General features: G+C 66.7%; 19 protein-coding genes. 7 read left to right on the top strand and 12 right to left on the bottom strand.

Translation table 11 applies throughout. The features are described 5' to 3' along the window. Positions 1-6: 6 nt before the first annotated feature. The 3 genes from MUG98_RS09400 to MUG98_RS09390 all read right to left on the bottom strand — a co-directional run bounded on the left by MUG98_RS09400 (position 7) and on the right by MUG98_RS09390 (position 3,613). Positions 7-1,668, bottom strand: coding sequence for a gamma-glutamyltransferase family protein (locus MUG98_RS09400; protein ID WP_265111875.1), 1,662 nt, complete (start codon positions 1,666-1,668; stop codon positions 7-9). An 80-nt stretch (positions 1,669-1,748) separates the two neighbouring features. Next, on the bottom strand, positions 1,749-2,807 hold the full coding sequence (locus MUG98_RS09395) for a DNA-methyltransferase (protein WP_265111874.1): 1,059 nt from the start codon (positions 2,805-2,807) through the stop codon (positions 1,749-1,751). A gap of 227 nt (positions 2,808-3,034) precedes the next feature. After that, complete coding sequence (locus tag MUG98_RS09390; RefSeq protein ID WP_265111873.1) at positions 3,035-3,613, bottom strand: hypothetical protein; 579 nt, start codon at positions 3,611-3,613, stop codon at positions 3,035-3,037. Between the two features lie 405 nt (positions 3,614-4,018). Here MUG98_RS09390 and MUG98_RS09385 point away from each other — a divergent pair, with 405 nt between their 5' ends. After that, positions 4,019-4,663 carry a hypothetical protein gene (locus MUG98_RS09385; protein WP_265111872.1) on the top strand — a complete coding sequence of 215 codons (645 nt, stop codon included), beginning with the start codon at positions 4,019-4,021 and terminating at the stop codon, positions 4,661-4,663. Here MUG98_RS09385 and MUG98_RS09380 read toward each other — a convergent pair whose 3' ends face one another. Next, a complete protein-coding gene (locus MUG98_RS09380) occupies positions 4,664-5,251 on the bottom strand; it encodes an NADPH-dependent FMN reductase (RefSeq protein ID WP_265111871.1) in 588 nt (195 codons plus the stop codon). It abuts the gene before it with no gap. A gap of 121 nt (positions 5,252-5,372) precedes the next feature. Between MUG98_RS09380 and MUG98_RS09375 the strand changes: the two genes are divergently transcribed. Next, positions 5,373-6,344 carry a nucleoside recognition protein gene (locus tag MUG98_RS09375; RefSeq protein ID WP_265111870.1) on the top strand — a complete coding sequence of 324 codons (972 nt, stop codon included), beginning with the start codon at positions 5,373-5,375 and terminating at the stop codon, positions 6,342-6,344. A 24-nt stretch (positions 6,345-6,368) separates the two neighbouring features. On the opposite strand, the gene MUG98_RS09370 is transcribed toward MUG98_RS09375, so the two are convergent. From MUG98_RS09370 to MUG98_RS09360, 3 genes are all read right to left on the bottom strand, one after another. Then, on the bottom strand, positions 6,369-9,125 hold the full coding sequence (locus MUG98_RS09370; protein ID WP_265111869.1) for a hypothetical protein: 2,757 nt from the start codon (positions 9,123-9,125) through the stop codon (positions 6,369-6,371). 308 nt (positions 9,126-9,433) lie between these two features. Beyond that, entirely contained in the window at positions 9,434-9,676 is a 243-nt protein-coding gene (locus tag MUG98_RS09365; protein WP_265111868.1) for a glycine zipper 2TM domain-containing protein, read from the bottom strand. 139 nt (positions 9,677-9,815) lie between these two features. Beyond that, positions 9,816-10,769: an HhH-GPD family protein gene (locus MUG98_RS09360; protein WP_265111867.1), complete on the bottom strand. Its 954-nt coding sequence runs from the start codon at positions 10,767-10,769 to the stop codon at positions 9,816-9,818. A gap of 138 nt (positions 10,770-10,907) precedes the next feature. Here MUG98_RS09360 and MUG98_RS09355 point away from each other — a divergent pair, with 138 nt between their 5' ends. Then, positions 10,908-11,231 (top strand): ribbon-helix-helix protein, encoded by a 324-nt coding sequence (locus MUG98_RS09355; protein WP_265111866.1) that lies wholly within the window; start codon positions 10,908-10,910, stop codon positions 11,229-11,231. Here the strand turns inward: MUG98_RS09355 and MUG98_RS09350 are convergent. Together MUG98_RS09350 and han are read right to left on the bottom strand one after the other, a co-directional pair. Then, positions 11,228-11,722, bottom strand: a complete 495-nt coding sequence (locus MUG98_RS09350; RefSeq protein ID WP_265111865.1) for a response regulator — start codon at positions 11,720-11,722, stop codon at positions 11,228-11,230. The two genes, MUG98_RS09355 and MUG98_RS09350, sit on opposite strands and share 4 nt — an antisense overlap. Before the next feature lie 144 nt (positions 11,723-11,866). Further along, positions 11,867-13,771 carry a Hef-associated nuclease gene (gene han, locus MUG98_RS09345; protein ID WP_265111864.1) on the bottom strand — a complete coding sequence of 635 codons (1,905 nt, stop codon included), beginning with the start codon at positions 13,769-13,771 and terminating at the stop codon, positions 11,867-11,869. A gap of 172 nt (positions 13,772-13,943) precedes the next feature. Between han and MUG98_RS09340 the strand changes: the two genes are divergently transcribed. The 3 genes from MUG98_RS09340 to MUG98_RS09330 all read left to right on the top strand — a co-directional run bounded on the left by MUG98_RS09340 (position 13,944) and on the right by MUG98_RS09330 (position 15,427). Beyond that, the gene (locus tag MUG98_RS09340; RefSeq protein ID WP_265111863.1) at positions 13,944-14,348 is read left to right on the top strand and encodes a MaoC/PaaZ C-terminal domain-containing protein; all 405 of its coding nucleotides are present in this window, start codon (positions 13,944-13,946) and stop codon (positions 14,346-14,348) included. A gap of 97 nt (positions 14,349-14,445) precedes the next feature. Continuing rightward, positions 14,446-14,943: a Mov34/MPN/PAD-1 family protein gene (locus tag MUG98_RS09335; protein WP_265111862.1), complete on the top strand. Its 498-nt coding sequence runs from the start codon at positions 14,446-14,448 to the stop codon at positions 14,941-14,943. 52 nt (positions 14,944-14,995) lie between these two features. Beyond that, positions 14,996-15,427: an FAD synthase family protein gene (locus MUG98_RS09330; RefSeq protein WP_265111861.1), complete on the top strand. Its 432-nt coding sequence runs from the start codon at positions 14,996-14,998 to the stop codon at positions 15,425-15,427. 57 nt (positions 15,428-15,484) lie between these two features. Here the strand turns inward: MUG98_RS09330 and MUG98_RS09325 are convergent, their stop codons facing one another. Both MUG98_RS09325 and MUG98_RS09320 read right to left on the bottom strand, forming a co-directional pair. Beyond that, a complete protein-coding gene (locus tag MUG98_RS09325; RefSeq protein ID WP_265111860.1) occupies positions 15,485-16,126 on the bottom strand; it encodes a cohesin domain-containing protein in 642 nt (213 codons plus the stop codon). 2 nt (positions 16,127-16,128) lie between these two features. Next, positions 16,129-17,262, bottom strand: coding sequence for a DUF7350 domain-containing protein (locus MUG98_RS09320; protein WP_265111859.1), 1,134 nt, complete (start codon positions 17,260-17,262; stop codon positions 16,129-16,131). 259 nt (positions 17,263-17,521) lie between these two features. Between MUG98_RS09320 and MUG98_RS09315 the strand changes: the two genes are divergently transcribed. Next, positions 17,522-18,730 carry a YncE family protein gene (locus MUG98_RS09315; protein WP_265111858.1) on the top strand — a complete coding sequence of 403 codons (1,209 nt, stop codon included), beginning with the start codon at positions 17,522-17,524 and terminating at the stop codon, positions 18,728-18,730. 81 nt (positions 18,731-18,811) lie between these two features. On the opposite strand, the gene MUG98_RS09310 is transcribed toward MUG98_RS09315, so the two are convergent. Further along, the gene (locus MUG98_RS09310) at positions 18,812-18,967 is read right to left on the bottom strand and encodes a hypothetical protein (protein ID WP_265111857.1); all 156 of its coding nucleotides are present in this window, start codon (positions 18,965-18,967) and stop codon (positions 18,812-18,814) included. Positions 18,968-18,974 lie beyond the last annotated feature (7 nt).

Raw genomic sequence — 18,974 nt, 5'->3', positions numbered from 1 at the left:
TGCCTGTCAGTACCCGATCGGGTTGCCGTCCTTACGCGGTTCGGTCGCGCCGGCGAGAGTGTCACCCCGGCGGCGGACCAGTTGCGCGCCGCCGAACATGACCGGCGGGAGGACGGAGACGTCGTGGCCCCGTCGGGCCAGTTTCGCGGCGTTCGGGAGCCGTTCCTCGACGCCGAGCGTCCCGTCCTCGCGGTACCGCCAGCGTGGCGCGTCGAGTGCCGCCTGCGGGTCCATCCCGTAATCGACGATGTTCGAGAGCACCTGGACGTGCCCTTGCGGTTGCATGTACCCGCCCATGACACCGAAGGCCATCCAGTCGTCCTCGTCGAGTTTCGCGATCGCAGGGACCAGGGTGTGGAACGGCCGTTTGCCCGGTTCGAGGCTGTTGGGGTGGGCAGGGTCGAGCGAGAACGACGCGCCGCGGTTCTGGAGCGCGATCCCCGTCTCGCCGGCGACGAGTCCGCTCCCGAAACCGGCGAAGCGGGAATTGATGTAGGAGACGAGGTTCCCCTCCTCGTCGCCGACAGTGAGCAAGACCGTGTCCGAATCCTCGGCGTTCGCGTTCGGCACGCCGACCGCGGGGTCCTGGATGGGCGTCTCGCCGATCGCCCGTGCCCGCTCGCGCGCGTACGATTTGTCCGCAAGCGGCGGGATCGCCTCGTACTCGGGATCCGTGACGTAGTGGTGGCCGTCGACGAACGCGAGTTTCGTCGCCTCCGCGAAGGCGTGTACCCGATCGGGCGAGTCGTAGTCGTGCTCGCCCGCACCGATCTCCTCGGCGACGTTCAGCGCCTCGAGTGCGATCAGGCCCTGGTTGTTCGGCGGGAGTTCGTACACTTCCGCTCCGCTGTAGGTGGTGCTGACGGGTTCGATGAACTCGGGTTCGAAGTCCGCGAGGTCGTCGTGCGTCATGAACCCGCCCGCGGACTGGATCTCCTCGACGATCGCGTCCGCGATCGACCCCTCGTAGAACGCGTCCGCGCCCTCGTCGGCGATCTGCTGCATGGATTCGCCGAGTCGGGGCAGGGTCACGGTCTGGCCCGGGTCCGGGCTCTCGCCGTCGAAGAGGTACGCCTCGCGGGCATGCCCGTCTCGGAAGAGGTCCTCGGCACCCTGCCAGTAGTACGCGATCACCGGGGAGACGGGATACCCCTCGGTCGCGTAGCGGATCGCCGGCTGGAGCACCTCGCCGAGCGTCTTCCGGCCGAGTTCCTTGACCGTCGCCTCCCAGCCGCGGGCCGTCCCGGGGACCGTCACCGCGTGGGGGCCGAGAAACGGCATCTCGAGGTCGTCGCCGCTCGCGTCTCCGTCGACGGCGTATCCTCGCGACGCCGGATAGTAGCGTTCGAGGTCGTCCGTCCCCTCGAGCGCCTGCGTCACGGTCTCGATCGACGCGTCGGCCGGCGCGGAGCCACACGAGCGCATCGCACCCACCTCGCCGTCGGCGGTCCGGTAGAGCGCGAAGACGTCGCCGCCCAGCCCGGTCGAGGTCGGTTCGACGACGTTGAGCGCCGCCGCCGTCGCCACCGCGGCGTCGAAGGCGTTTCCGCCCTCCCGGAGGATCGATACGCCCGCTTCCGCTGCGAGCGGCTGGCTCGTCGCGACCATCCCGCGGTTGGCGTAGACGGTCGATCGTCGCGAGTCGAAGCGATCGAGATCGACGTTCATGCACACGTTGCTGTGACCCGCGGATCATAACCCTGTGGTTCCCGGCCAGATCGTGTCCGTCGGCCGACCCGTTCGGCGGATCACTCGATCGACAGCGGCTCGTGTTCGGCCCGGTACCCCTCCTCGATCGGATCGACCGCCGTCACCTCGCGGAAGCGGAGCCCCCGTTCCATCTTCGTGACGACGCCGGTGTCGTAGTGCTCGGCCTCGTATGAGAGAGCCTTCCCGTCGGCGCGGCGCTCGGCGACGAACTCCCGATGGCGATCGAGCCGCGCTCGGCCGATCGATCGCGAGAGCGTCGGCACCTCGGCGACCCGGTCGTCGAATACCTCGCGGAACGCCGGTTCGAGTTCGTACCCGACCGAGTGTCGACCGGCACACATCGCGGCCAGTGACGTCGTCCCGGTCCCCCAGAAGGGGTCGAGGACGGTGTCGCCGTAGGCCGAGTACATACAGATCAGGCGGTAGGGGATCTCGAGCGGGTACGCCGCCGATCGCTCGCGGAGGTCGTCGTCGACGGCGTCGCCCTCGAGCGTCTGGAGTTCGCCGCGCACGTCGGTCCAGACGTCCGAGAACCAGCGGTTGCGCTCCTCCCAGAAGAAGGCCGCCTCGTACCGCCGATCGGCCCGCGGTTCGAACTCGCGGCTGTCGCCGCCGTTCCGGAAGACGAGCACGTACTCGTGTTCGAGCGTGACGTAGGCGTTGGGCGGGAGCGTGCCGCTCCCCATGAACTTCGCGGCGCTGTTTGCCGGCTTGCGCCAGAGGACGTCCGGTAACGGGTCGAACCCCCGCGACTCGAACGCCTCGAGGATCCGGGCGTGGTTCGGATACACCCGGAAACTCCCGTCGACCGATCGGGTCGCGTCCCCGACGTTGATACACGCGATCCCACCGTCGACGAGCACGCGCTCGAGTTCGTCCCAGACCCGATCGAGTTGGGCGTGCATCGCCTCGAACGCTCCCCGGCCGTCGCCGGCCGCGAGCGCGTCGCCGATGGCCGGATCGAGGTCGGTAAAGAGGTCGTCCCACATCTCGATCATCGGGTACGGCGGCGAGGTGACGACGAGTTCGACGGCGTCGTCGGCGACCGCCGACAGGTCCCGGGCGTCACCGACGAACACGCGGTGAGTCGTCTCCATTGGGTCACAGTGTCGGCGTGGCCCTCTTAGTAGTCGTGATGTCGACCAGGATCCGATCGTTCTCGCGACGGCAGTCCACAGTTATCGTCGGGGTCGATAGTGCACGAAAGGTATCGATGGGGTCGTAGTACGCGAAAAGTATCGACGGGGACCGTAATACGGTACACGCGCGTGACCACCCGTCGTCCGGCACCCGTCGTCCGGTCCCGCCCTCGCGATCGTCGGTCTTACTCCTCTTCTTCTTCGCCCGTCGCCTCTTCGCCGGTCTCTTCGTCACCGCTCGCTTCGGCTTCTTCGTCCTCGCCGTCCGTCTCCTCTTCGTCCATCCCGGCGCTGGTCGCCGGTTCGAACTCCTCGATCGGCTCCCACTCCTCCTCCTCGCCGCCGCCGAGTCGACGCCGGAGGAGCACGGCACCGGCGATCACCCCCAGCGCGAGGATGATTCGGGGGAGCCGTGAGGACGACTCCCCGGTTTCGGATTCGGCCTCCGTCTCCAGCATCCCCTCTTCTTCGGACTCGCCGGCGACGTCTTCCACGACGTCCTCGATGATTTCCGGTTCCTGTACGTCCTCCAGCGGCATCTCCTCGAGTTCGGTCGACTGTCGTCCCGCCAGGAACCCGACGGCTGCTCCCAGGCCGAGCAGTGCCCCCGCGAGCGGCAGTCTCCGCCCTCCCGACGGCTGGCTGCCGGATTCTTCGACACCCTCGAGAATCGAGTCCCGAAGCGGCGTGTCCATCCCTTTTTCGACCGCTTCCTTCACGACGAGCTCGTACAACGTCCTGTCCTGTCCTTCCGTCTCGGGCATAATTCGGGACGACCACACCACCGTACATAATTCTGTTCACCGTTTCGATCGATCGAGCCGACCGGCCGTGCGTTACGCGCCGACTACCGACTCCCGTTCGGAAACGGACGCGCCACCTCCGTCGGCCGATTCCGCGGTTTCCCTCCTGGTTCGAGACACCCGCTGCCGATCGGACGGCGCTCAAACGCGATCCTGCCGATCTCGTGGGGGTTTTCTGGCCTCTCATCGGGACGATCCTTAGCAGCCGTTTCAGCTCCGCTATCGCCGGTTATCGCCCACCACTCGCGAGTAAACCCGCGATTTCGATCGGAGAAAGCCCCGGCAGGGAGCCGTATCCGTCGTCTCACGAACCGGACGGTCGGAAAGGCTCGCATAACGAAACGGGTCGCTACAGAGCATGCTGGTATGAGCGTTATCCGTCAGCCGGAGGTGCTCGGTCGCACGACCCGACGTCGGGTCGTCGGTGTGACCGCGGCGCTCTCGGCGACGGCGGTCGAGACCCTCGCCGTCGGGCTCTGGTTCGGCCTCGTCGTCGGCCCTCGGACGGCCGCGACGGCGCTCGCCGGCCTCGGAATTCTCTTCTGTGGCTCGTTGCTCAGGGCCGGCGTCTTCGGGGTGACGGTAAGCGAGGACGGCGATCTCCTCCAGCCACGACGGCTGGGAGCGGCACTGTTGCTGACCGCCGGCTGGGTCGTCTGGCTCTGGGTGGCGGAACTGATCGACGGGGTCCCCGGTCTCGTCGTCGCGACGGTCGTCCTCGTCTGGATTCTGGCCGCACAGTTCATCGTCGAACGTCGCGTCTTCCGCTGCCGGATCACTTCCCAGATCGCCGAGATGCCGATCGGACCGGCGCTGTTGCTGGCCGCCGGGGCGGCGACCCTGCTGGTGTCCGTGTGGTTCGTCGAGTGGACGGCGACCTCGCCGGCGCTCTCGCTCGGTGTCACCTCCTTCGTCGTCTGGATCGACGCGCTCCACCTCGGCGTGTTCGTCTTCGTCATGTTCTCGTTTCTGGCCCACCAGCACCGGTTCCAGCGACTGCTGAACCCCTGATCACTTGCCCTCCGCGCCCACGTTCTGGTCGCTCTCGAACGATCCCGGGTCCGGTTCGATGGTCGCGTACTGGACCGCACGCCGGCCGAGCGTCGCGACCCGTTCCTCGAGTTTCGGGTCGACGAACTCGCCGTCCTCGATGGCCGCGCTCGCGTTCGGAATCGCCGCCTCGTGGGGGATCACCCACGCGTTGAGCGCCCGACAGACCGATCGCAGGTGATCCAGGGCCGTCACGGGGAACGCACCACCAGACACTGCCAACAGCCCGACGGTCTTGTCCGCGAACTCGTCGAAGCCACAGTAATCGAGGGCGGTCTTCAGCGGGGAGGAGTAGGAGCCGTGGTACATCGGCGTGCCGAGTACGATGGCGTCCGCCTCCCGCACCCGTCTGGCGAGGTCGTCCGCGTCGCCGGCGTCGTCCCTGTCGACGTCAGCGTCGAACAGCGGCAACTCGAACTCCCGGAGGTCGAGCAGTTCGGTACTGGCACCGGCCCGATCGGCCGCGGCGAGGACCCGTTCGAGGGCCCGTCTGGTGTAACTCGTTTCGCGGAGACTCCCGCTGATAGCGACGACGTGGATGTCGGTCATGGCTGGTGTAACGAACGGGATCGGGAAATATGTACCCGAGATCAACGCGGCGTGATAGGTCTCCTGCGACTCGATTGCCCGATCCGACGACCATTTCCTGTCGGACTTCGAACCGGGCAGTGTGCCGTCGATCGTCTCGGTTCTGCTATCCGAGGCCTTCCCGCGGATCGCAACCATCACGCTCCTGATCGGTGCCGGCGTCGGTCTCGCGAACCTCGCGGTCGCGTACGGACTCGTCGACGTCGTCGCTCGCGCAGGTCGCTACCTCACCGACCCCGCGAACCTCCCCGAGGAGGTCGGGGCGGCGGTCATCACCAACACCGTCTCGGTCACCGCGGGGTACGGCATGCTCGCGGAGTTTCGCGAGTCGGGCCTGCTGGACGACCGGGCGACGCTGATCGCCGTGGTCGTCAACACGTTCTTCGGCTTCCTCCAGCACATCTTCACCTACTACGGCCCCGTCCTCGTTCCCATTCTCGGCCTCCGGGTCGGGCTTCTGTACGTCGGTGTGCGCGCCGGCATCTCGCTTGCGATCACGATCGTCGGTCTGGTCGCCGGGGCCGTCCTCCTGCGCGGCTACGAGTACCACGGCGGTGCGATCGATCCCGACGCCCCCGACGGAGGCGGCGACGACGGTCCCCGATCCCACCGCGAGAGGGTCCGCCACGCCGCCGCCAAGACCGGCGACCGCCTCCGCTCGATCGTGCCGCGGCTGGCGGTGATCTACTCGTTCGTCTTCGTCGGTCTCGAGTACGTCGACCTCGAAGCCATGACCGGGATCGCCGAACCGATCACGGCGCTGGTCGGCCTCCCGGGCGCTGCGGTGCCCGTGGTCCTCGTGTCGACCGTCGATCCGACCAGCGGTGCGATCGCGATCGCACCCATGATCGGCGACGTCTTCACCCCCGAGGAGGCAGTCGTCACGCTGCTGGTCGGGAGTCTGGTCTCGCTGACGATCGGCACGGTCAAGCGATCGATCCCGTTCCAGTACGGCATCTGGGGCGCGGAGTTCGGGACGAAGGTGATCGCCGTCAACGTCGGCCTGAAAGCCGTCTTCATCGCCGTCTCGATCGTCGGCTTCCTGCTCCTGTAGGGGCCGATCGACCGGCGGACGCGATCAGTCGTCGATTCGTTCGTGGGCGATCGCTCTGTGCTCTTGGAACACGACGGCAACGACCGTCGCCCCGCGACCGCGTTCGGTCTCCTCGATGGTGACCGTCGTGCGATCGCCCTCCGTGACCGTCTCGTGGTCGTCCCAGCCAGTCGGTTCGGACCGGGTCGGTTCGACGACCACGCCCAGATTCTCGGCAGCGATTTCGTCGCCGCCAGCGTGTTCGACCACGACCGTTCCGTCGTCCGGCCGGTGGTCGAAGTCGAACTCGGCGTCGGGGAGGACGACGTGGTCGGTCACTTCCCGTGGCTCGTCGGGGACGGTCCACTCGATGGTGAGTTCGGTACCGGCATCGAACTCGCCGAGGACGATCTCGTCGCCCATCGACAGCGTCTCGTGTCGATCCGACGGCTGCACGTCGGCGTCGTCGCCGTCGACGAGGATTTCGAAGTGGTCGGCGTCACGATCGGTCCGCTCGCGATAGATGGCGACGAGGCCGTTCTCCCGCTCGTCGAAGGAGAAGGCCCATCTCGGCTCGGGGGTGAAGTGGAAGATCGACCGATGAGAGACGTGGTTCTCCCCGTCCTGGACAAGCATGACGGTGATCCGGTCCTCGGGAGCGACGTCTTCGACGACGATCCCGTCGCCCTGGGACAGGGTCTCGTATTCGGCTGCGAACAGGGCGTCGCCGTCGCCCGACCGGGCCTCGTGGTCGTGGTCGATCACGAGTCCGTCCGGGTCTGCGGGCTGTTCGCCCGTGTAAACGAGTTCGACCTCGGCCGCGTCGGGATCGTAGCTGGCCTCGATCGACTCCCGACCGGCGATGGCGCGACCGAGACCGTGCTCGACGTCCTCGCCACCGTCCCAGACGAGTTCGATCGACGTGAACGGCTGCACGTCGGACGCGAGTTCGTCGCCCGGTTCGAACGTCTCGTACTCGTCGGCTGGCTGGTCGTCGGCCGGCTGGCCGTCGAACCGGAGTTCGAGGTCGTCGGCTGCGATCGGGTCGCCGTCCACGTGCTCGGCGGTGACCGTCCCTTCGGCGTCGTCGTAGGCGAGTTGGATGTGGGCGGAGGGGCGCACGACGGTCTCCGCGACGACGACGGGATCGTCCGGTTCGAGCCACTCCACGGCGACGCTGGTGCCGTGTGGGAAGTCACCGAGTTCGATCTCGTCGCCCTCCGAGAGGGTGTCTGTGACGTCGGCGAACTGGACGTCGCCCGGGTCGTCTTCGACCAGCACGCGGAACTCCTCGGCGGCGCGGTCCTGGCGATCGTAGTATCGCGCGACGACGCCCTCGCCGCGACTGCGGAGGTGCAGTCGGGGCGGTCGAACGTGGTAGCGAGCGAGCGGCCGCTGTCCGCGGTTCGGGTTGGCCGGTGCCGCCAGCTGGAGGGAGACGCGATCGCCGAGCGTGACGTCTTCGACCGTGATCGTCTCGCCGGCCGTGAGCGATCCCGACACGTCGTCGATCCCCGTCCGTTCGGGGGCGGACGAACCGTCGTTAGTCCGGTGAACCAGCCTGAGACGATCCGGATCGACGTCGCGGTCGCCGACGTAGGTGATCTCGACCGTGTCGTCGCCGTCGTAGCTCACCTCGAACGAGTCGCCGCCGACGAGGGCCGTATCGTAGTAGTAGTAGACGTCCTCGGCCTCGTCGAACCAGCGCAGTCCGACGTCGGCGATCGGCCCCGTCTCGAGTTCGAAGGTATCTCCCTCCACGAAGGCGTCGTACTCGTCGGCGAGTTGCGCGTCCGCGAGTTCGCCGTCGAGCCACACCTCGAGTTCGTCGGTGTCGATCGACTCGCCATCGAGGTGTTCGAACGTCACGATACCCTCGTCGGCCACTGGGTGGGCGCGAACCCGCGCGTCGGGTGCGGCGTCACGGTCCCGCTCAGGCGGCAGGTCGACGACGGCCTCGACGTGGACGAAGCCGTCGGTTCGATCGATCGACGTCTCGACGAACTCGCCCGGTTCGACCCGTTCGAGGCGCTCTACGATCCAGTCGTCGTCGACGTCGGCGTCCGGGGCGAGCCCGAGGACGAACTCGGTTTCTCTCGTCCCCGAGGACGCCGTACGCGTCCGCGGCTGCTCGAAGCCGACCCCGATCGACTCGACGTCGTCGCCGAACTCGAGGTGGTCGAAGTCCTCCAGGTTCGGAAGGAAAATCACGTACTCCGAGGACTCGAGCCGTTCGAACGTCGGTTCGGTGTTTTCGGGGCTCTTCAGGACAGACTCGGTATCGCCGCGGGCGACCTCGGCGGCCGTCTCGGCGATCCCGGTGGGGTCCTCTGCGGTGACGACCACCAGTCGATCGTCCGTGGCCGCGATCGCGTCGCCGTCGTCAAGTTCGGCGATTCGCCAGTCGCCGTCCTCGCCCGTGGCGTCGCCAGCCTCGGGTCGGTCGAACGACCCGGTCATGGCACTGATACTGAGTGTCCCGTTCTCGCCGTGTACCGAACTGACCGTGGATACCGAGTCCGACTCGATCGCATCCAGATCGTCCAGGACGCGCCGGGTCTCGTGGTCGAGTTCGTTTTCGTCCACCTCCTCGACCGAGGCGTAGTGGAGTCGCTGATAACTCGCGTCGAGGGCTGATTCCGCGGGGACCAGTTCGAGGACGGTGTCGAGGTCGGACGGCGCTGCCGTCCCACCTCCGTCCTCGTCGGCAGCGGTATCGTCGGTCGACGCTGCGTTGGCGTAGCCGAGGAGGGACACGGCGGCGACGGTACCGCTTCCGAGGAGCACTTCGCGTCGTTGCATACACGACTCCATTTCTTGTTACGTCATTTAAAACTACTGTAATATAATACGTATACCTCGCTAACTTGTTCGACGGCAGTCGACAGTCGGCAGTCGGACGTGACCAATATCGATCGGCGGGAAGCGAGACTTTGGCGATCGGAAAGGAGCAGGTACGGACGCTGTCGCCTCAGCCCCGTTCCGAGCAACGGCACGACGAGGAGCGCGACCAGTCGGACAAGAACCTCCATGGTCCCCGCCAGTCGACTCCTGAATTTGACGGTTCGGATTCGAGTCGGCGACGAAAACGGCGGGACGGCGAGTACGATTCAATCCTGCGCGTCCGACTTCGAACCGGAGCGCAGGCCCGTTTCGTTCAGATCACCGAGTCGCTCGACGGCGGCGTCGACGTCGCTTCGCTTCTCGCCGATCGTCGCGCCGACGAGAGCGCCGATCGCCGCACCCGTGCTCGCGCCGTTTCGACTGATCAATCCTCCGACGAAGGCCCCGATCGCCGCACCGGTCGCTGCGTAGCGGGCCCGGTTCAGCGCGTGTGTTACGCGTTCGAACATATGTAGGTGTTCGTGACTGACGCGGATAAATGTACGTCATCGAATCAAATCTGCAGAACGAGCGTCCGACCGGACGGAGCTCCATCGGGACCAGATAGGAGGCGTCGTTCGATCAGCCCCCGCGGAACCTGCGAACCCGTTATCGACGTAATCGGGCGATAGGCTCGTCGCCCGATCGGTTCACGTCGACCAGTCCGTCGTCCACGAGGTCCTCGAGCAGGCCGAGAAGCCACTCCCGGCCGTACTCGCCCTCGGGTGCGTAGTCGACGCGGATACGGTGGCCGAGCGTGTCGATCGCGAGTTCGTCGTACTCCCGCAGCGCGGCGATCACGCGCCCGCGGAACTGGCGGCGGCTCCCCTCGAAACTCGGCTGGGTGGGAACGTCGGGCGCGGTGAAGTCGCCGGTCCCGTAGGCGCTGCACCACTCGCGCCACGGACAGCCGACCTCGTCGCAACGCGGCGTCTGCGTACAGGCCACGCCGCCGAGTTCCATGATCGCGTTGTTCCAGACGCGGGACTCGCCGTCGGGCAGGAGTTCGTTCGCAGCCGCCTCGAAGGCCGCATCGTCGTCCGGCACGTCGAAGGCCCGGTACGCGACCCGCTTGACGTTCGTGTCGACGACGGCGTCGCCGTTGTCGAACGCGAAACTCGCCACCGCGTTCGCGGTGTAGGGACCCACACCCATCAGGTCCTGGAGTCCCGCCGGCGTCTCCGGGAACTCCCCGTCGTACTCCGTTTCCACTTGGGTGGCCGCTTCGTGGAGGTACTTCGCCCGGTTGTTGTAGCCGAGACTGTGGCCCGTCCAGAAGCCGACGACGTCGGCCCGATCGGCCGCCGCGAGGTCGGCGGTCGTCGGCCACCGATCGAGGAATTCCTCCCAGGCTTCGACGACCCGATCGAGCTGGGTCTGCTGGCTCATCACCTCGCTGACGAGGATCTCGTAGGGGTCGTCGGTCTCCCGCCACGGGAACGTGCGGTGGTCGGCCTCGTACCACTCGATCAGGGCCTCGCGGACTGCGGCCAGATCGTCGGGGAGGTCCCACTCCGGACCCGCGTCGGTGTCCGCGTCCCCATCTGACTCGGCGTCGCTCATCGATCGTGCTAGCGAGTGGCCGGGCTTACGTGTACTGATCGCGAGGCGACCCGATCGCATCCGGATCGGTACCGATCGGGCCGTCGGTTCCGCCGCGACCACGAAAAGGCTATCCGATCGGCTCGATTCCGCTTCCGTATGAGCCTCGACGATCTCACCGAGGACGTAGAGCAATCGTACGCCGGCATCGATGAGGAGCGACCCGTCGCTCTCGATCGGGAGACGCGCAACGAACTCGCCCTCCTCGAAGCCGCACTCGACCCCGAAGACACCGACGAACTCGTCCGCCGGGCGATCCACCTGCTGTTCCAGACGACCGTCGACAGCGGCAAACTCGACTTCCAGTTGCGATCGGCCTACGACGTCACCTACGACGAGTATCTCTCCGGGATGACCTTCGAGGAGATGACCGGTGCGGACCAGTACCCGGCGATGGACGACGAGCGACGCTACCAGTTCTAGCGGCGGCGATCGTCCCGGTTCGGAAGCCGCGCCGTCGCCGTCCAGAACATCGCGATCCGGCGCAGTACGTCGGCGACCTCCTCACTGTCGGGCGGCACGGGAACGAACGCGTTCGCGTGGCGATCGTAGTACTGGCTCACGCCGGTTCCCGTAGATCCCGCTCCCGCGTTCGAGTCGGACTGGCGCTGCGATGGCTCCCCGAGGACGAGCACGGGAATCTGCGCGAGCGTCGGCTCGTCGACGATCGCCTCGAGAAACTCGGTCCCGTCTACGCCCTCCCTGACGTCGAGGAGCACGAGACTGGCGCGCGGGGCGCCGACGTACGAGTCGCGTCGATCGAGGAACGCGAGGGCGGTGTCAGTATCCGAAACAGCGTGGAGTTCGATGGAGCCGTCGTCCGCGGCGAACTCCCTCGTGAGCCGAATCAGGTCCGACGACGACGAAACGAGGACGACGGTCGCCGGATCGGTACTGTCGCGTCGATCGATCATGGTCAACAGGGACGGAGACGCTGGCGTCGAGGACCGTCGGTCGCGACTCGTTCGTACCGATCCCGACTCGAACTCCCTTCCGGCGGTCGATCCGGATGCGGTGAGCCGACACTGCGCGGCCGATCGGCGGTCGATCGGCGACGGTCAGTCGTCGATCGGGGCAGCACTCGAGAGTTCCTCGTCGATGTCCGCTTCGGCCATTTTCTCCACGAGGGCGTCGATCACTTTCTCGCGTTTGCCCTTGACGAACTTGATCGAACCGACGACGAGGTGGCCACCGCCGGAGACGCCGCCGCCGGGGACCTCCTCCTCGAGTTCCGAGACCATCTGCGGGATGTCGAGCCGAACGCCGTCGCTGCGGAGAACGGCGAAGTCGGGACCGTATCCGACCGTGATCACCGGATCGCCGGTTTCCTCGATCTTGCGATCGTGAATTTCGCCCGTGGTCTTGCCCGGCGCGGGGTAGGTAAAGCGGTGGGCGTAGTTCTCGACGTCGATCCGGTAGAGGTGCGCGCCGTTGTCGAGGTCCTCGTGTTCGAGGTGAGCCATCGCGGCGTCGAGTTGCTCGTCGACCTCCTCGCGGGCCCGGGAGGCGAAAAACGAGACGAGTTCGCGGTGGCGCTCGGCGTCGCCGTTGTCGATCTGGAGCAGGTCCTCGATCAACTGGTCGCCGGAGTTGTACCGCAGCCAGAACGCGGCGTAGTCGAGCGCCTCGCTGACGTCCTTGAGGCGGTCCTCGTCGTACCCCTCGTCGGCGGCGAGTTGGAGGTAGTCGTCCATCGCGTCGGCCTTCGATCGGTCCGCGAGTCCGGCGACGGCGGGGACGTGACGGAGTTCGTTGGTCAGGTCGGGGTAGATCATCCGCGCGAGTTCGACACAGAGCATCCCCGTCGTGATCCGGTAGTCCTCGTCGTGGAGGTACGGGTTGACGTGTGCGTCGAGCAGGTCGCCCACCGCGTCGGGGTCTGGGTGGTGGTGGTCGACGACGGCGATCGGGATGTCGTAGTGGGCCAGCGTCTCGTAGGCCGGGACGTCCTCGGCCGTCGAGCCGTTGTCCAGCATGAGCAAGAGCGGGAGTTGCTGGCCGTGTTTCTCGCGGTCCTCCAGGGCGAAGTTCAGGTCCCGCGTCGCGTCCTCCATCTCGTAGAACGGCGCCTTCGCGGGCAGGCGCTTGATGAGGTGACGCGGCGCGTCGTCGTCCTCGTGGACGTCGGCGATGAACCGCTTGAGGGCGATCTGGACCGGGACGGCCGCGCACATGCCGTCGCCGTCGGCGTGATGGCGCACGCGGATCGGGCGGCCCTCGAGGACCGTCTGGCGGAGCAGTTTCGCGACCTCGCGGAGATCGGGCCGGAGCTTCTCGAACGCCGGCCAGTCGATCAGCGGTTCGACGTCGTGGGGCTCGGCGCGGGATTCGAGGGCCGTCTCGAGCCGTTCGCGGGCTTCCTCGGCGTCCTCGCCGTCGAGTTTCGAGAGGCCGTCGACCTCGATCTGCAGGGAGTTCTCGCGGTGTTCCGGGGTGCCGGTGACGCGAACGACGTCGCCGACCTCGACTCGCGGGTAGGCACGGACGCCCGCCTCCTCGAACGCGGCACACGGAACGACGCCGTACTCGTCGGCGACGTGGAAGACCGTCGGGCCGCCGGTCTGTTTGACCTGCACGACCTCCCCTTCGAGGTGGATCTGGTCGCCGACGTTGGCCTCGAGTCGATCGGTCCCGGTCAGGGCGTAGTCGTGGGAGACGTTCTGGAGGGTGTACTCCTCGACGTCTGCCGGTTCGAACGCCATGTCGCCGTTGTCGCGAACGCTTTCGAGTTCGACGACGAGTTCGTCGCCGACGGCGAAGGTTCCTTCGAGAACGGACTCGTGAACGAGCCCGGAGACGGACTCCGAGAGGTCGACGAAGACGCCGTAATCGACGATACCGTTGATTTCGGCGAGATAAGGCGTGTCCTGTTCGACGTCCTCTGCAGTACACTCTGCAGCGAGATCGTAGACGACGGAATCCCCGTCGTCTGCGCCGGCGTTCCCGGCGGGCGTGGGTGTCATCTTGGCCCGTAATTTGAGACGGTCGCGTATAACCCTTGTCAAGAAGCGACGAGCGTTCGATCGGTCCGGATTTCCGGCAGGGCGGGATGCCGATCGAATTGCGACGGACCGCCCAGATCTTGCGAGTCCGTCGCACGCCAGTTACAAGATCGACCGGCGAAACGCTTCCTGCATGCCCATCTCATCCCCGCCCGCGGAAGGTGACGAGTACACCTACGAGCGGACGTTCGGCCGCGAAGAGGTCCGCGACTTCGGCGACCTCTCGGGCGACCAGCAGGCCATCCACACGGAACCGGACGAGGAGGGCCGGCTGATCGTCCAGGGGCTGCTCACGGCCACGTTACCGACGAAGATCGGCGGCGACATGAGCTACATCGCTCGCAGCATGGAGTTCGAGTTCCGAAGACCGGTCCGGACGGGCGACACGATCGCCTGCCGGATGGTCGTCGACGCCGTCACCGAGACCGATCGCCACTACGAGGTGAAGTGTTCCGCCGTCTGCACCAACGCGGACGACGAGGACGTGCTGTACGGTACTTTCGACGGCATCGTCCGAAAAGACGACGCCGAGAGCTAACCGGGCCGATCGAGGGGCCGCAGGGTGATCGATCGAACCTCCGATCGACGGGGTCCCTTTCGGAACGTTTAGCAACGGCAAGCCCACAGGTAGGGACATGGGGCTGCTCGACGCGCTGTTTCGCTCGAACGAAATCCTCGGCATCGCCGAGGAGACGCTCGAGTTCGCCCTCGAGTCCTCGGAGGCCACTCATCCCGACGAGTACATGGGCTTTCTCCGGGGAACCGAGGCGGACCGACTGGGACTCGATCGGGACGGCCTCGTCATCACGGATATTCTCGTGGTGCCGGGGACCGAGTCGAACAGCGTGAGCGCGACCGTCAAGACGAGCCAGATTCCGAACGACGTGAAGGCGCTCGGGAGCATCCACTCGCACCCGAACGGGGTCATCCGACCGAGCAGCGCGGACCTCGAAACGTTCGGGCGGGGCAGCGTCCACGTTATCATCGGCGCGCCCTACCGATGGACCGACTGGAAAGCCTTCGACTCGCAGGGACAGCCGACGAATCTGCACGTGCTCGACGTCGACCTCCCCGACACCGAGGAGTTCTTCGATTTCACGCAGGCGGACATCGACGAGGAACTGCGAGGATGACACCGAGAATGCACGGCCCACACGACCACGGGACGGCGGGAGGGACGCCAACATGACGCGGACGGTGATCGCTCAGGGTACCTTCGACATTCTCCACCCCGGCCACGTCCACTACCTCGAGGAGGCCGCGGCGATGGGCGACGAACTGATCGTCATCGTCGCCCGGACGACCAACGTCGACCACAAGGAGGCTCCGATCTGTCCGGCGACACAGCGCCGGGACGTCGTCGACGCGCTCGAAGCGGTCGACGAGGCGATCCTCGGCCACGAGGAGGACATCTTCGTCCCGATCGAGGAGATCGATCCCGACGTGATCGCGCTGGGCCACGACCAGCACCACGACGCCGACGCGATCGAGGCCGAACTCGATCGGCGCGGCATCGACTGTACCGTCGATCGCGCGGGCGCACGCGAACCGAGCGAGGAGGACGAACTGCTGTCGACGAGGCTGATCATCGACCGAATTCTCGAGCGGCGCGGATAGGACGACCGATCGGCTCGTCCGGTTCGAGAACGGAACTGACTCACGCGAGCGGCGGTCTCAAACGGTCCGGAACGCCCCGATCGATGCGAGGGCGACGAGGGCCGCGACGGCGGCGACGACGCCGAGGCCGGGGATCGAATCGCCGTCGACGACGTCCCCGTCCGCCGCGACGGAGACGCTGCCGTTGTGGGTGAACGCGGTCTGTGGCCAGTCGGTGGTCAACTCGGTCTCGACGTCCGTGACGTTCACCGGGGAGGTAGCACCGTCGGCGTCCTCGGCGACGGTGAACGTGATCGTCGCCGCGCGATCGTTGCCGGCCGCGCCGCCCGCCGCAGGGTCGCGGTACTGGTCGACGAAGGCGTAGCCGGCCGCCTCGTCGGCCTCGACCTCGGTGACGATCTCCGTCTCGTTGCCCTGTTCCAGCCAGGGACCGCGGGCGATCGCGTCGAGCGTCAGGACGTCGCTATCGTACTCGATCCCGAACGCGACCCGTTCGACGCCGACGCCGCCGTAGCCCCCGTCGTTGTACAGCCGAATCGCGACGTGAATCGTCTCACCCGGCGGGGCCTGGGCCGCTTCCGGTTCGACTTCCAGGATCGTCGCGCTGTCGCTGGCACTCCCGATCCCGGCCAACCCGACGGTCGCGACGGTCGTGACCACGACGAGAACGATCGCGAGGGCGCGTGCCGCGCGTCGCACTGCTAGTCCACCTCCCCGTCGAGTTCGATCACCAGTTCGCCCGTCGTCCGGAAGGCCGTTTCGTACCCCTGGTGGCGGGCGACCTGCGGCGGCGCGTCTATCGAGATGACGAGTTCGTCCCCCGACTGGGGCTCCGCGATCGGCGCCCCGTAATGAAAGGCCAGTTCGTGATCGAGGGTCGCCGTGAGATCCGGATCGACGATCAGTTCCCCGTCGCGCTCGAGACGCATCGACAGGGACTGCAGGGGCAGGACGCAGTCGTTGTACGGCGTGCGGGGCGAGACGGCGAGATAGCGCTCGTCACCGTCGACGAACCGCGAGCCAGGGGGTAGCAGCGTCGTCACGTAGACGCCGTCGTCGTGGATCGGTTCGCCGAGGGATTCACCCGGCAGATCCTCGGCCGGTGGCAGGGACGAGTAGGGCATCTCGTGGCCGTCGTGGCCGGAACCCGTCGGCGGCACCGCCTCCCGATCGCCCCAGCGGTCCTCGTCGAAGTACTCGCTCCGGTCGACGAGTTCCTGACGCCGCTCGTCGTCGATTTCGAACTCGATCGTCGCCGTCGCCCGCTCGTCGAACCGGCCCTCGAACGCGCCGGTCAGGCGGACGTCGAGGATCGGCCCGAGCGAGACGGTCGCCGTGTACGTCCCGTTGCCGTCGATCGCGTAGTTATCGCCGAGATGAAACCCCATTTCCTGCGAGAGCATCGTCCACGGGCTCGGCTGGGAGACGACCTGCCCGTCCTTCTTCACCTCGATCGTCGCACCGGCGTCGACGGGGAGCACCATTCCGGTCTCGGGATCCCGGACGGATACCATCAGGTGAACGCTGTCACCCGACGGCGGGTCGACTTTCTCGGGACCCGGCCAGGTCCAGAAGAAGTGCGGAATCGACAGCATCGGAGAGACGGCGAAGTCGCCGGCCGTCACAGCCTCCAGCGCCAGCCTCCCGTCGCGGTGGGAGGGCAAGTAGACCGCGTTCGGCGGATCGTCGACGCGGGGCATCGCAGCGAACCCGCGATCGTCGTCTCGTTGCTCCTCGCCGTCGGGTGCGTCGTCGTCACCGCCACCGAGACACCCGGCCCAACAGGCCAGGGGACCGACCGCCGCTCCGGTGGACAGAACTCGTCGCCGCTTCATCGTAGTCGTACTCGTACTCACGGGCCACGATCAATTATACCCGGTGATCGGCGCCGAAACCGACCGTATCTTCGGCGTAATAGCCGCCGAAATCGCAGTATCCTCGATCGTGTCCGTCACCCGTTCACCGCAGTACGGGCGAAATCGCAACGCGTCCGGAGCGAGCGCAGCGAGTCAGTACTCGCCGTCCTCTCACACAGTACACGCCGTCTCCCACATTGCGAAGCTGTTTTGATCGGCCGGCGGCCACCGATCGGACGTGACGCAACGACCACCTCGCCGGCGCGTTCTGCAGGCCACTGCCGGGACGATCGCACTCACAGGCTGTCTGGGCAGCGACGGAGACGAGCACAACGAGGACGCCGACGACGAGGACGCCGACGACGGGGGCAGTGACGCCACCGGCATGGGCGTCGGCAGTGTCAGTCCGATCAGTCACGATTACGTCGAGGACGGCCGGTACGCCTACGTGACGCTCGGCCCAGGCTACAGCGACGCCGGCTTCCTGGTGGTCGACGTCGAGTCCTTCGAGATCGAAGCCGCGTTCCCGGACGTCCCCGCAAACTACGGTGCGATCGCTCACCCCGAGAAGAACAAGTTGTACCTCAACGGCGGCGTCGCGGACACCGACGAAACCGAGCCGGCCGGCGAGTGGTGGGTGTACGATACCGAAACGCACGAACAACTCGCGAGCGGGGATAGCACCGGCGCAGACGCCCACGGCGTCGCGTTCACCCCCGCCGCCGAGGAACTGTGGATGGTCAACCGCGGCACCGACGACGCGATCGTGATCGACACCGAAACCGACGAGATCGTCGCGGAGATCGACTCCGTCGGTCCCTCTCCCGACAGCATGGTGATCTCGCCGGACGGCAGGTACGCGTACGTCACGACCCGCGGTCCAAATCCGCAATCGGCGACCCACGCGATCAGTGGTGACGAACCCGGCGTCGCGATCGTCGACGTCCAGGAACGCGAGCGCCGCACGACGGTCCAGCCGGACGAGGGCACCGACGCCAGCGACTTCCACGGGATCGGACTCGTCCCCGGCGACGACGGCGATTACGAACTGTGGGCGATCGATCAGGGCACGGCGACCCTGTACGTCCTCGAACCGACGGGTGACGGCGACCTCGACATCGCGGCCGAACGCGCTCTCGGTGACAGCGAGGTTGACACCCCGCACACGATCGACTTCGACTCCGAGTTCCGCTACGCGGCGATCCCGAGTACGAGCGGCGCCTCGACCCGGATCGTGTCCGTCGCCGACCTCGAGATCGTGGCGCAACTCGACACCGGCGCCGGTTCGCACTTCGCCGGCGTCACCCCCGACGACGAGGCGATCCTCGTCGACGTGATCGGCGAGGAATCGATCGTCGAAATCGACGCCGACTTCGAGGCCGAGTCGTTCGAGATCGGTCGAGAGTTCGACCTCTCCGAACTCGACGGGTTCGCCGGCGGCGAGTGATCTCCCTCGCCTCGATCGCGTCCCCTGAAGAGAGACGAGGCCCAGGCGGAGCGTAGACGGGTCCGATCGCCGTCGCGAACGTCAGTTTTCCTGGATTACCGGCGGCGGAAGCCGCAGCGAGTCGACCGTGTGCCCCGTCTCGACGAAGTGCTCGATCGCTTTCTTCGAGACCTCCCGTTCCGTGTACCCCTCGTCAGAACTGATTTTCCAGTCACACTCGAGACAATATTTGTACATAGATGGT

This window comes from Halosolutus halophilus (assembly GCF_022869805.1).
Lineage (GTDB): Archaea > Halobacteriota > Halobacteria > Halobacteriales > Natrialbaceae > Halosolutus > Halosolutus halophilus.
The sequence above is the reverse complement of the archived record's forward strand: the minus strand, read 5'-3'. Positions and strand labels throughout refer to the sequence as shown.